The 13,302-nt window shown below is 42.5% G+C and carries 12 protein-coding genes; 7 read left to right on the top strand and 5 right to left on the bottom strand.

Annotated features, from left to right (window positions below; all coding sequences use genetic code 11):
* Positions 1-235 precede the first annotated feature (235 nt).
* The 7 genes from opgC (at position 236) to OZ401_RS03400 (ending at position 6,604) form a co-directional block, all read left to right on the top strand.
* Positions 236-1,441 (top strand): OpgC domain-containing protein, encoded by a 1,206-nt coding sequence (gene opgC, locus OZ401_RS03430; RefSeq protein ID WP_341469311.1) that lies wholly within the window; start codon positions 236-238, stop codon positions 1,439-1,441.
* 546 nt (positions 1,442-1,987) lie between these two features.
* A complete protein-coding gene (locus tag OZ401_RS03425; RefSeq protein WP_341469310.1) occupies positions 1,988-3,148 on the top strand; it encodes a Re/Si-specific NAD(P)(+) transhydrogenase subunit alpha in 1,161 nt (386 codons plus the stop codon).
* On the top strand, positions 3,145-3,441 hold the full coding sequence (locus OZ401_RS03420; protein ID WP_341469309.1) for an NAD(P) transhydrogenase subunit alpha part 2: 297 nt from the start codon (positions 3,145-3,147) through the stop codon (positions 3,439-3,441). Before OZ401_RS03425 ends, OZ401_RS03420 begins: the two co-directional genes overlap by 4 nt.
* A complete protein-coding gene (locus tag OZ401_RS03415; protein ID WP_341469308.1) occupies positions 3,438-4,838 on the top strand; it encodes an NAD(P)(+) transhydrogenase (Re/Si-specific) subunit beta in 1,401 nt (466 codons plus the stop codon). The genes OZ401_RS03420 and OZ401_RS03415 overlap by 4 nt, the downstream gene beginning before the upstream one ends.
* Before the next feature lie 828 nt (positions 4,839-5,666).
* Positions 5,667-5,927, top strand: a complete 261-nt coding sequence (locus OZ401_RS03410; protein ID WP_341469307.1) for a hypothetical protein — start codon at positions 5,667-5,669, stop codon at positions 5,925-5,927.
* A 47-nt stretch (positions 5,928-5,974) separates the two neighbouring features.
* Positions 5,975-6,259 (top strand): hypothetical protein, encoded by a 285-nt coding sequence (locus tag OZ401_RS03405; protein ID WP_341469306.1) that lies wholly within the window; start codon positions 5,975-5,977, stop codon positions 6,257-6,259.
* Between the two features lie 87 nt (positions 6,260-6,346).
* Positions 6,347-6,604 carry a hypothetical protein gene (locus OZ401_RS03400; RefSeq protein WP_341469305.1) on the top strand — a complete coding sequence of 86 codons (258 nt, stop codon included), beginning with the start codon at positions 6,347-6,349 and terminating at the stop codon, positions 6,602-6,604.
* A 359-nt stretch (positions 6,605-6,963) separates the two neighbouring features.
* On the opposite strand, the gene OZ401_RS03395 is transcribed toward OZ401_RS03400, so the two are convergent.
* The 5 genes from OZ401_RS03395 to OZ401_RS03375 form a co-directional block, all read right to left on the bottom strand.
* Positions 6,964-7,152: a YezD family protein gene (locus OZ401_RS03395; RefSeq protein WP_341469304.1), complete on the bottom strand. Its 189-nt coding sequence runs from the start codon at positions 7,150-7,152 to the stop codon at positions 6,964-6,966.
* 587 nt (positions 7,153-7,739) lie between these two features.
* Positions 7,740-8,186 (bottom strand): hypothetical protein, encoded by a 447-nt coding sequence (locus OZ401_RS03390; protein WP_341469303.1) that lies wholly within the window; start codon positions 8,184-8,186, stop codon positions 7,740-7,742.
* A gap of 12 nt (positions 8,187-8,198) precedes the next feature.
* Positions 8,199-8,801, bottom strand: coding sequence for a hypothetical protein (locus OZ401_RS03385; RefSeq protein ID WP_341469302.1), 603 nt, complete (start codon positions 8,799-8,801; stop codon positions 8,199-8,201).
* Positions 8,802-8,816: 15 nt separating this feature from the next.
* Positions 8,817-11,072 carry a B12-binding domain-containing protein gene (locus OZ401_RS03380; RefSeq protein ID WP_341469301.1) on the bottom strand — a complete coding sequence of 752 codons (2,256 nt, stop codon included), beginning with the start codon at positions 11,070-11,072 and terminating at the stop codon, positions 8,817-8,819.
* Positions 11,073-11,098: 26 nt separating this feature from the next.
* Positions 11,099-13,282: a DUF4388 domain-containing protein gene (locus tag OZ401_RS03375; RefSeq protein WP_341469300.1), complete on the bottom strand. Its 2,184-nt coding sequence runs from the start codon at positions 13,280-13,282 to the stop codon at positions 11,099-11,101.
* Positions 13,283-13,302: the final 20 nt, after the last annotated feature.

Genomic DNA, 13,302 nt, shown 5'->3' with positions numbered 1-13,302 from the left:
CATCAGTGATGTATTGGTATGAACATCATATAAGTGTGATTTTACCTTTTCCTTGAGTGGATTTTACATTCATTTTACAAATGAAAGATAAAATTAATATATAAAATAGAGAGAATTTGTGAAAACAAATTACTTGCTTAACTCGTAGACAACGATAGCCTCAGATATAGCGAAAGTTTAAATAAAGTATCCGTAGCTTTCGTTTTTTTATTAGTTTTTAGGAGTATAAATATAGATGTTATCCGCTAAAGAATCCAATTTGCAAGGTAAGCTTGCAGGTGCAACAGCAGTAACTACTGCTAAAGGAGTGCGCTGGCGTTGGAAATATGAAACAGCAGTAGCAAGTTCACGGGATTTACGCCTTGATTTTTTGCGAGGCTTAAGCCTATTTGTAATGCTGATGGATCATATCGGGGTATTTGGACCGGATAGTTGGGTTTACTTCCTCACTGCGCGGGGAGAATTTTATATAAGCGCCGCCGAAGGTTTCGTTATCATAAGCGGCTTTATCCTAGGCATAGTTTATTTCAAGGTTATCGAAAAAGAAGGCTTGCGGGTTGCCAGTACCAAAATACTGAAACGCGCCTTAAAAATATATTGGCTGGCAGTGGGATTAACCCTGTTTTTTGTGCTACTGGCAAACTATTCTCCGCTACAATTATGGGCTGATCGGCAATGGAGTCAGATTACAGACCCGATTGATTTGTTACTCGGTACGCTGACAATGCGGTTTGCCTATCATGGTTCTAGTATTCTGTTTATGTACGTGCTTTTCCTAGCGATTAGCCCTCTAATTCTCTTCCTACTACAAGAAGGCAAAGCCAAGCATGTATTGATAGTAAGCTGGGTTATCTGGTTTGCTAATATGTATTATCCAAGCAACTTTAGCTTGCCTTTTGCCAGCAACTTTCCGCTGGCTTCTTGGCAAGCGCTATTCGTTACCGCAATGGTAATGGGCTACCACCGCCAAGCAATAGCTAACTTTTTCAGTGCAAAGGGCAACCTGTATAGATATTACTCAATGGCAATCGGCGCTATGTCGGTAATGCTGGTGAGTTTGTATATAGCCGAAATTAACGGTGGAGTAGAAACAATCTTCGGGTCAATTGATGTGCATTTCTACATCGCCGACATGCACGATAAAGCTTTACTTCCACCGGAGCGCATATTTGCTATCTTCGTAATCTTCCAGGGGCTTTTTCTGGCAGCTACTTGGCTATGGAAACTATTGCAACCTGTGTTGGGGTGGCTATTAATCCCAATTGGTGAGGTTAGCCTTTACTCCTTCGCTATGCACCTAGTTATCATTGTCATTTTCTACAACATACCGGGCGTGAGAGACCTACCCTATTTCTTTTATGGTTTCGCGCTGCTTGCTTCGGTGCTACTGTTGTGGGGTATGGTGAAAACCAAGTTCCTATTCTCGATAATACCTCATTAAGCTTAAAGTAAATTTCTGAAAACTACTTAAAACCTTTCCAGTTGTAGAGAAGCAGCGGAAAGGTTTTTTATGTCTATCTACCCTATATTTACCGACTTAGACCTCATTATTGATTCTTATAACTTATGATTAATGGAGTAAAAAAGGTTATCAAGTTTTGGAAAGGCTTTTAAAAAGTAGGCGAATCCAGTATTAAAACATCTTGATAATCACCTCAAACCATTCAATGGCGCTGGTAAAGGGGTGAAGGTTTTGAACAAGATATTCGTTTCGCCGATTAGTTCCGTAGGAACTAACCCAGTAAATAAGGACTTCTACCGTTACGCTGGCGGGCAAACTGCTTGCCGATTACCCGCTCATTTTTTTAATATAACCTGCGTTTCTCAGACTATAAATCCTCTGCCCTATTTTATTTTTGGTCAAAATCTCCTGAATCATTTCGGTATCATTAGAATAATTTCCCCTCCCTTGCGCTATCAAAGATACAAGCTGTTTTCGTTCCTGAATCACAACAAATTTTCATAGTGAAAGAAATGAGAAAATGAAATGAAAATCGGTATTCCAAAAGAAATATATCTCGGTGAAACTAGGGTGGCACTGGTGCCCGGTCTTGTTGTGGTTCTAAAAAAACAAAATCACGAAGTTTTTGTGGAAAAGTGCGCCGGTAAATTGGCATTTTGTAGCGATAAAGAATATGAAGCAGCGGGTGCACAATTAGTAAATAACGCCAAAGAATTGTACCAACAAGTCGATGTAATATTTAAGGTGCAACCACCCCAATTTCATCCCGAATTTGGTCGCTACGAAACCGATATGCTGCAAGAAGGCGCAACTTTGCTCAGTTTCTTAGCTCCATTTGCCAAACCTGAGATTATAGAAGCTCTCGCCCACCGCAAAATTACCGCTTATTCAATGGAATTAATACCGCGTATAGCCCGCGCTCAAAATATGGATGCCTTAAGCGCGATGGCGACAATTGCTGGATACAAAGCGGTGCTGCTGGCGGCTGGCAAGCTCAAGAAAATGTTCCCCTTGATGATGACCGCTGCCGGTACAGTATCACCCGCAACCGTGCTGGTATTGGGCGCAGGGGTGGCAGGTTTACAGGCAATTGCTACTGCCAAACGGCTTGGCGCTAGAGTTGAAGCTTTTGACCCACGCCCGATTGTTAGGGATCAGGTTAAGAGTGTGGGCGCAAATTTTGTGGAGATGGAGTTGCCAAAAGATGCAGAAACAAGCGGGGGCTATGCCAAAGAACAATCTGACGAATTTCTTATGAAAGAGCGTGAGGTAATCAGCGCGCGATTGCCAAAAGTAGATGTGGTTATTACTACCGCGCAAGTATTTGGTAAACGCGCACCATTGCTAATAAGTCGAGAAATGGTGCAACTACTGAAACCGGGTTCGATAATCGTTGATCTCGCAGCGGAACAGGGCGGCAACTGTGAATTGACCGCCCCAAACCAAACAATCGAGTCAAACGATGTCACCATAATTGGGGCAGTAAACTTACCGGCGGCAGTACCGGCAGATGCAAGCCTCCTATACAGTCATAATCTGCTCAACCTGTTCGAGTATCTTTTCCCCAATGGGAAAGCAAGCCCTTCGTATGAGGACGAAATTGTAAAAGCTGCGTGTGTAACACGGGGCGGGGAAATTCTAAATGAACAGGTAAAAGCTTTGTTGCCCCAAGGAGTAATGGTATGAATCTACAATTATTCGAAATGATTTATATTCTGGCGTTGGCAGGGTTTTTAGGCTTTGAAGTAATCCGACGTGTGCCACCCCTGCTTCACACCCCCTTGATGTCAGCTACCAACGCCATTTCTGGTATATCATTGGTCGGTTCATTGGTAGCAGCAGGCAGTAACAAAGGAACATTAAGCACAGTGCTTGGCTTTATTGCGGTCACATCTGCCACTATAAATGTCGTGGGAGGTTTTCTTGTCACAGACCGAATGCTAAAGATGTTCAAGCGGAAGGAGGAAAAACCTCAATGAACGATTATTTGCTTGAGGCTTCCTACTTCGCCGCTTCAATATTATTTATTATGGGTTTAAAAGCGCTATGCTCGCCCGTATCGGCGCGACGCGGGATGTTATACGCTGAGCTTGGCATGTTACTGGCTATAGTTGGTACATTGCTAAAAAATGAGATCGTTAGTTACGAATGGATCATTGTTGGTATTATGCTCGGCTCGCTAATCGGCGGACTACTGGCAAGATTGATGCCAATGACGGCGATGCCCCAACTTGTGGCAATTTCCCATGCTTTTGGTGCATTAGCCGCTACTCTGGTGGGCGTGGTTAAATTCGAGGAACACGTAGCGACAAACATAGATAGCTGGCTAATGACAGTTTTGGGGATTGAGGTGCTTTTCGGGTCGCTGACAATTACCGGAAGTCTTATTGCATTTATAAAACTTCAGGAACTCATCACCGGCGCTCCAATAACCTATCGCTTTCAGAATATTATTAACTTGATTTTATTTATCGGCGCATTGGGCTTATTTGGATTTTTATTGGTAAATCCTGCTACTTCTGTTGTATTCTATTTGATGCTAGGCGCAGGATTGCTAATCGGGGTGTTGCTGGTGCTGCCAATCGGTGGCGCAGATATGCCGGTAGTGCTGGCGCTTTTAAATTCATATGCCGGGTTAGCTTCGGCTGCGACTGGTTTCGCCATCAATAACGATGTGCTGATTATCGCAGGCGCATTAAACGCCGCCTCCGGTTTCTTCCTAGCGATGATTATGAGCAAAGCTATGAACCGTTCTTTTACTAACGTGCTTTTTGGGGCAGTAGGCGCAAAACCGGGCGAACTACATGCGCAAGCGCAGGCAAAAACAGTTACGCGCTATACCCCCGAAGATGTCGAATTTTTGTTGAGCAGCGCACAATCGGTAATTATCATACCGGGTTACGGTATGGCAGTAGCCCAAGCGCAACATCCGGTGCAAGAGTTAGGGGATTTGCTGATGCACCAAGGCATAAAGGTGCGGTACGCCATCCACCCGGTAGCCGGTAGAATGCCCGGTCACATGAATGTGCTTTTGGCAGAAGCAAATGTGTCTTACGATTTGTTATTTGAGCCGGATCAGATTAATGATGAATTTTCTGAAACGGATGTAGTGCTGGTAATCGGCGCAAACGATGTAATTAACCCGGCAGCACGCTACAAGAAAGACAGCCCACTTTATGGGATGCCGATACTTGATGCGGATAAAGCTCATTCTGTGGTAATCCTGAAACGTAGCCTAGGTTCAGGGTTTGCCGGAGAAGACAACGAGCTATTCTACGCCAAGAATACCTTAATGGTATTCGGGGATGCCAAAACTACCCTTAACAGCCTAGTACAGTTACTTAAACACAAAGAGATGGCTTTAGCGCGGAAATAAAATCAGGGAGGGGTCTTGAGAAGAGGATAGCGACAAGGGGGTTTGACCATAGGCATATAGTTAAAACACTCTAGGACGCATGCAAAGTCAGCATTTCCATTTTCAACGTCCATCCCAAACGTTAAGAAAATAGTTTTTGTATTCCCCATCTGGGAGATACCCTTTCAGGGTACAGGCAGTAAGGGCGGTTCGTCTGCCTAGCCTGTGCCTTGAAGGGTATGAACCGCCCTACCTGAATTCCTCAAATTGAACGAGGGCGCACATCCCGCGATGCATTCTTACGAAAGCACAGCACGCCCTTACCCAAACCCCTTTGAGAACCGTTTTATAGGGAAGCAATTTCTTTCTTGCAATAGCCCTGTTACACACTTTTAATACGGTTTGTACTGAATTAAAAAAGGTGTTATAATAACCTACGTAGGTAAAACATTTTTTCTTAGTTGGAAATTACAAATACCTTAAGTTCCCTTCCACTTAAATCTTTCAAGATTTAAAATCTTTATCCTCTTTTCTACGTTTCTGCTTTTTTTAAAGTTGAGATTGTTTTACTCCGGTTTCAGCCATAAATCAAACATAATTGAAAACCGGGACTTCTTATTATTGCAGTTTCGGGCTTGATAATAAAAAATCCGGTGGCAACTGAAAATCCGCTTCCGGTTTGGGTCTGAAATTGTTATCAACATTCCAGACCCCGCACCCTTAAGCTAAGGGATAATAGAAGCTATTTAACAGTTCCTACCTTTATAACAAGATTTTAGTTCTAAAAATTTCGGGCTGTCGCTGGTGACAATCCGAGAGAGAAAACCTATATGTTTTTTAGGGGAAATAATGAAATTTTTAATCCGTGTGTCATATGATTCAAAAAAGAAAGCCGAGGCAATTCCGCGCTATTCGTTGGTAGCCTTCAAAATCAATAGTAAAACCATTCGCATAGGGATGGTTTGGAAGATGGATAGCAATGATGGTAGCGTTAAAGTACAGGCTTACTCCGGTATGCATCCTACCTTACTTCAAAAATTAGGATTTAACGATAACAATTTTTTGACAATCGCCAGTTCAAATTATGAAAAAGTAAAGCAATTCGATTAGTATCACGCTAATAAGCGGTAGTTATAGTAATTCTGAGGAAAAGTGTTATGAGCGAAATAGAACCAAAGATACGCAACTCGTTGGTTAAAGCAGCCAGTATTTTAAGAACCTGCCTTGTTCTGGCAGACCGTTTATTAATAGAAGGGGTACTGATCTCCTTAAGCAAAGCGGAAGAAGAACAATTGCTGAATTTTGAGCAACTGGTACAGTCAAATTATAGCGAGAGCGATTGGAGTTATTTGCGAGTATCTTCCGGTGTAAAAATCAACGGAGTAGCAGCGTTAACCAGTTGCCTGAGAATTTACCGATCAAAAAACCTGTCTGAAAAATAGAGCAATGGCTAGAGCTGTCTAAAAATAAAGAACCGAAGAGATTCTTTAATTAAAATAAATAATCACTTCAGTAGAAAAGAGGTCTAATTGGAATTATTAAGTAACACTGGTGACAACCGAAAATTTTCAATAACCGGTTGGAGTAGTGCAGAAATTATAGCGCTTGATCGCGCGGTAGCATCAGGATCTCTTCCTTACTGTGTCCGTTCGCAAGATTTTAGTGTACCGGGTAAAAAATTAGCAGGACGTTGTTATTATTTTTATATCAGTAGCGAACATGGTAAAGATGATGGTTTGGGAATGGCTATCGATTGGCTAAATAAAAGGGTAAAGAAAGAAATTTAGTCATAGAAATGAATTAGAGCCTATTTAAGGCATGTGACATAATGCGCATTTTATAATAACCCAGAGAACTTGGCTCAATCAAACTTTAGCGCTAAAAGTGTTGTGACTGTGAATCATAGATGGAATAAGCCAATCAAAGTAACTTGAGGTCTGGTTTCTGGGTTTCTCTGGTTAGACAAGTGCAACCATTACTGGAAGGTGCTATTGCGCCTTTCCTGTCGCGATAAGTCGCCGCTTTAATCAGGCACATAAGCTTTAGATTTGCTAAAAACCTTAGCTTGCTCGTTCTTTCTTAGCTTTAGCTCAAGTTCAAAGCGGCGCAACTTTCCAAAATCTCTAGAGCAAAATCCCTAAATTTATTACTTACAATTGATACGCTGTTTTTCGGTGCGATCAATTTGTACTACCCTGGCATCTTGAATTGTAATCTGGATATAGCCATATTTAATTTGCCTAAGAGAGTGCAATATTTGTACCAGCACTTCAGCCTCTTGAGGGTTTAGGTTATTCAGGCTATTGTGATTATTAGCTGTTTGTTCTTCTTGCAATTACTAAATAACTCCACATGAGACTATCAAAATAGACAAAGTATAACCTACCCTTTGGTAAATTAATCCTAACTTAGTTTAGCTATTTTGTCAAGTATTTTCGCAAGGTATTTGCAAAGTCAGATAAAAGAAATGAAATTTCAGGAATTAATTAACCTTACCGCCTCAGCAGGCTGATAAGGGAGCCAAAAATAATTAAGTGCCCATATCAAAAGCAGGGGGACGGCAAGGGTTACCAAAGACCTGCCTATATTCTGGGAATATCACAAAAAGTAAGGCGTGAATTTCATTGCGGTAGCGACCAATTTCATCGGCTAGGTTGGAATATAGCCGAACCCATTCGCGCTAGGTAGCTATAGCTATATAAGTCGGTCGAGCCTCATCGCTGGAACTACCCGCTTTATCGTCTCAGCATCCAAGGCATCAATTTTAGCTCGTAAACTACGACATTATGTGAACTACTGGGTTGGGTTCGGTCGGTGACGGTTTTGTAAAATTGCACAAAGCCAAGCTAAGAGAGTGACCTTGTTGGCACACTTGTTTTGAGGCTTACAGCGTTACCCCAAAAATGGGATGTCACCATCTGTTTAGCTTTTAGGCTTGTTTTGCATTCCCGTAACTATTTCACGCCAACTATATTCGAAGATTGCACGCATTTGGTTAGCCAATGCCTGAATATCGCCAGCTAAAGAAGGGTCAAGCCGATCTAATAGAATACCTTGAAATATGTTAATCAGGGACATATCGCTATCCCGTTTGAAAAAGCCCTGATTGTTCATGACTGCATTGCTTTCCCAGATAACGATGTTATAGAAAGGCGTGAGGTCGCCAATCAATAAGCTGACAGTAACTAAGGAAACCATCTGGTTGGCAACGGTATTGGCAAGGGTAGCAGAGGCATACTGCGCAAATACACCTGATTCCAGCAGGCGTTCTGCTAACTCAACTTCAACAACCTCGGCATTTTGTTCTATGGCAGTAGCGAGAGCAGGATAATTTAAGCGCAGGTTCAGATTAATTTGAGATTGTAGCATAGTAATAACTCCTTATTTTGCTTTTGTGTTAATGCTTCTGCGGCGCTGTCGTACCAGCTCTTTTTTACTACCGGGTCGAAACTCTTCGGCGAGAATTAGCAAATTATCCCAATATTTTTCTACCCGAGCGACACCAAAATATTCGGTTAAATCGTTCAAACTAAGTCGGTCAGAATTATTTGATAAGAGATAATAAACCAACTCAGATAACTGAATAGGCTCTTCTTTGGTCGGTTCTTCGGCTAGAGGCAAAGGAGGAGTTACAGCAGCATCTTCCTTACAAAGGTCTTCATGCACATTATGACCATTTGTACTCACACATCGCATACTCAGCCGTTTCTGCCTTAAACTGGCAAGATAGCTGGCAATATCATGTTTGCGCTGAACTGTTTCTGCTTTCAAACTCCCCGCTTGGTTGCGGTTATTTTCAATCCTAGTATCAGCTAAATCCTTCAAATAATGGCTTACATTTTTGTGCAGATTTAAGTGATCCTCTTGGATTTGTTGGTGTAGCATTTTATTTGAGGATTCACGATCACAACGATAATTTTGTAATAATTCCCCAACTTCAGCTTTAAGTTCCTCAACCGCGGATTCTATTTTCCGATCTAACATATTTCACCATACAACTTAATTCTGCTTGTTAGCTAACCGATGTTCCATGAGCCGAGTGGTTTGCTCTACCGTACTTTCCACATCACTTCCAAGAATGTCAGCCCCAATACTTTGTAATGCATTCGGGTTATTGTAAATAGCTGCCCCACCTACCTCTATAATGCCAATCCAACCGCTCTGGCGCAACGCCCGAATGGCTTTGATTGCTCGGAAAATTTGTCCCGGTAGTGAGACTGATAGACAAACCATATCTATTTGATGGCGCTTGGCAGCATCCACGATTTCTAACTCAGGCAATTCAGAATTTAGTGGATAAACTTCCCACCCAGCCCAACGCAAGGCATCGCCCAGCAAGTTTAAACCGAGGGTATGGGTATTGCCACTCACGCTAGTTAGCAAAGCTCGCCCGATTCGTTTTTTTGGTACACCGGCTTTACTGCTAAGTACCAAATTGCGGCAATATTCTGTAATGCCAGTAGCCAAGTGTTCCTGTGCTACGGTCATTTTCCCCTTCTCCCAAAGCACCCCCACTTGGCGCATCGCTCTGGTAAAAACGGCATCATAAATTGTTTCGTGGACTACCCCATCTCTAAGCGCTTGTTGTACTACCTGCACTGCTTGATTGAATGAGCCAGCTTCAAGCGCTTCAAGATACAACTCATAATATTGCTGAGGCGCTACCCGCTTTTGTTCCAAATAAACATTCAGGTGGTTCTCAGGTTTGGCTAAGGCATGTAAAATTGTAAAATTCGAGGGAATATATTTTTTGGTCTGCTGGTCAAACTTGAACAAACCTAAAGGTACACCTTGCTCAATTAGGTAGTACAATTCCTGACCTATGCCTTTTACTTCGATAATTCCGGTATAGGCATCTTTTTCAAAGGCACGGCGTAGTCCATTAAAGTTTGGCTGGCTGGCAGCTAGATTAGAATAAGGACGTCGCCCTTTTTCTTTAACGCTCCACCAATCTACCGGTAGTTCCTCTGCGGACTCTTTATTCGCAGCAGAACCGACAGTCGGTTCTGCTTTAGCCGATTTAGGGCTAGCAACCATCAATCCCGGCAGAGCCATTTCTGGTTTTTTTGCATTACCATTCATACTCGCTCCTAGCGCCTGAATCGGTTGCAGCGAAGCCATACTAATTTTCTCTAGATCGGGAACACTTAGCATATCGAGTTTCACATCTGCCTCAGTTAACATTTGCACAAATAGCACCTCGGTTTTTTCGAGGGTGTTATTCAGCACTTCGTAACAACCCAACGCCTCACCTTCAATGATCAGATAATAAAGCGTGCGAGAGTGGGTATGCAGTTTCAAGATAATTGAGGATTTGTGCTGGATTGATTCCTGAGCCAGTTTCATTATGGTTTCGGAAGTAGCTTGAAGGTTACTTTGGGCGATAATATTGCTCAGGATAGCCCGATAGCCTTTTAGCTCTTTGGTGTTTGAAGTAGCGGTAGTGAGAGTCCAGTTACTCAGGTTTGCAAACATAATCGAGGCATCAAAAGCGGCTTGACCGGTCAGGATACTACCCGGTGCGCTATAACGCGCCAAAGTGATTATGCCCTCTTCCAATACGAGCAGGCTTTTTTCAGCTCTATTCTCGATCTTGATAGAGGTCAAGAAAAAGCCAGTAAAATGGTCGGCTATTGCCTGTTGGATAAAAGGTAACAGGTTTGTTTTTTGGCGAGAAATCTCAGTTCCCTGTGATTTATTGCCTAATTGGAGTAGCTCAAGTGTAGGAGACTCTTGCGCCAATGAAACGGACAAACCCAGACCCGGAAAAACGGTGTTACCAAAGTTATGGGCGGTTGCTCCATTATTCTGGTGCGTTTCATCTTTGCTCAGGTTATTATTAGTCACAGGTACTTGTGTATGAATCGGATTTTGTTTTTCGCTATATTCCATAGTTTCGACTTTCGGCGGAGTAATTACAATACTGGACGGGGCTGGTTGGAAAAGTTGTAAAGTTTCTCGGAAAAGTAACCCTTGTTGATGGTCAATGCTACAGCTAGTATCATAATCAGGCTCAGAGGATTTGGGTTGGAATTCTATTGTGCCATCGTTCCAGCCCAATAAAATATACAAAGCCTCTTCGCCAATTGCTGTATCACTGGTTGCATGGGTAATATTTCCAGTATCCATATAAATATAAGCCAGCTTATCACCTTGCTGACAAGCCAAACGTCCGGTGAACTGATTGGCTTTAGCCTCTTCAATCATAGAAGCTAATTTATGGAACTCGTATTTGGTTTCAATCGTAATGCTCATTCTTTTCCGCCTTAACCTTTAAAATTTTAGCTCTCTATGAACATCCAATCCTCAAGTAGCTTTTTCGGAATTGCCGGGTGTATGTCATACTTTGTGTCTGGCGCTTCCACAAACCGATTCATTGTTTGTTTTACTCTAGTCATCATATTTTCTTGCTGTTGATAACCGCCAAAACCGTGTCCCTCATGCATAAGATAATAGACTAGTCCGGTTGAGTTATAGAAAACAATGCTGCCAGTAAAGTGGTTCTTTACCAACCGGAGCATTCGTTCCATAATATTGTCGCTCTGACACTGCAATCCTCTTAAACTGCTAGGTGCAGGTATTCGCGTTGTCAGGTAGGCATCCAGTATTCCGGGAGCACATCTGCCGATTTTAATATCAGAAAGATCGGGTAAAGGCGCACAATATAAGCGTTGTAAGGCTGCTTCACCAAAATACTGCTGGTTACCATCATCAAAACTTTGGAATGTAATATTACCATCTTGGAAAAATAATCTAGAAAAATATGCCGAGTTTAGATTTCGCCCATTAACTTCCAGATACCCTTCCAGTTTAACTTGTGTCGCCCGCTTGATAATCCAACTTATATCAGGGCTAGGAGCATGTTGTGAAATGATATTCAAGCCATCTTGCTCCCAATTCGTCAGGGTAGAAGGAGGCAGACATTCCTGAGATAAAGTGAAATTGTCACGTGCGGTTACTACTCGCTCAGCTCTTGCCTCCTGATATACTGGCAAATAGCTATCAGGTTCAGTTCTTGCCTCTTGCGCGGGTGGGTTAGCCGCTTCGTTTTCAACTTGCACAAACGAATCTTGGTTTTCAAATGTTTCTTGAATTTCACTTGATCTAACCGAGTTTGTGTGGACTGCCTCAATGCCAAAAATTGCTATCATACCCTCTGGAATTTGTGGGCCTAGGGTAAATTCAGGCTCATCCATCTCATTTGCGGCATTTTCGGTTTGCATAAGGCTGAACTCTGGCAGCGGCTCACTACTATCGTATAGCAAAGCATCTGAAGCAATGGCATAGTTTTGAGGATCTTCTAGACTGAGGATTCCTGCCTCATTTCCCTCCAACTGCGAAGCCTGTATAAACTCAGTTTGAAACTTCTCCATGCCATCGTTAGGTGCCGAATACTGATGACCTAGGTTAAATTCATCAGGCGTTTCTGGCGTCGGGGTATCATGCGACAATTTAAACTCGGTATAGCTTTCTTCCAGTGCTGCTTGCGAGTCATAGCCTAGACTAAATTCAGGCTGTTCTTCAGCGGAATTAGTGGCAACAGTTGCAAAATGCTCATTGTCTAGACTAAATTCAGGATAGTCTATTTCGTTACTGGTGTTTGGTTGCTCGGCGGGTTTAGAATCTAGGTCAAACTCAGGGTGATCTTCTGACAAGGATTCTGCTTCAACTGCCGATTCCGGGTTTATGCTCAACTGTTCCGATATTTGCTCTGTTGATTCTGCCAGTATTTGGTCTAATTTGAATTCATATTCAGTTTCTTCAGAGTGATCGGAAGCTTCTGCTTGCAAGGATTGACCCAATATAAATTCAGGCTGCTCAACTAAAGAGTGCGACTCGGCTGTTTCCATGCGGTCAAGCTCAAATATCAATTCCGATAGCTCTGTGGTAGCGCTTGCCTCTGCTAGAGTGTGCTCTATCTCAGTAACCTCAGTTTGATTCAAAGCAAAGCTTACATTCTCAAATTCAACCAACTCAGGCTCGGCTTGCATTATTTCTTCTTCTATAGCCAGTGGTGTTTCTGTATAAGCTGAGCTTTGTTTCTCCACCGCAGCGCTTATCTCCGGTATTTGTACTTCAACGGAAGGTTTCTTTTCTCGCAGAGATTTTGTGCCTCCGGCGAGTTTGGACTGAATTTGACGGCATGTATCCGACTCATTTTCACCCTTTTGTAAAAGTGATAACGCCATACGGAAGATTTTTTCTTGGCTGTCGGTGATTGTATGCGGATTTACGATTTCTGATGTTTCAAACCATATCTCACCGTTTTGCCAGCGCAGCAAATCACTTAAAATGAAAGCTTCATTGGTTGCCGCATTGTCTTCTGCCTCGGCATGTACAAGCTTACCTTCCTTTAAAGATAAGGTATAGTGCTTGGTGGTATTTTGGCAATGCAGTAGACCGGAACTACCTTGCTGTTCGCACTCTATTAGTAAGGTTGACAGGGTAGAATGTTCTAGTTTCATTTCAAATGACTCCAGGATAG

This window comes from Candidatus Chlorohelix allophototropha (assembly GCF_030389965.1).
Classification (GTDB): Bacteria; Chloroflexota; Chloroflexia; order Chloroheliales; family Chloroheliaceae; genus Chlorohelix; species Chlorohelix allophototropha.
This window is presented reverse-complemented; position numbering and strand designations above follow the sequence as displayed.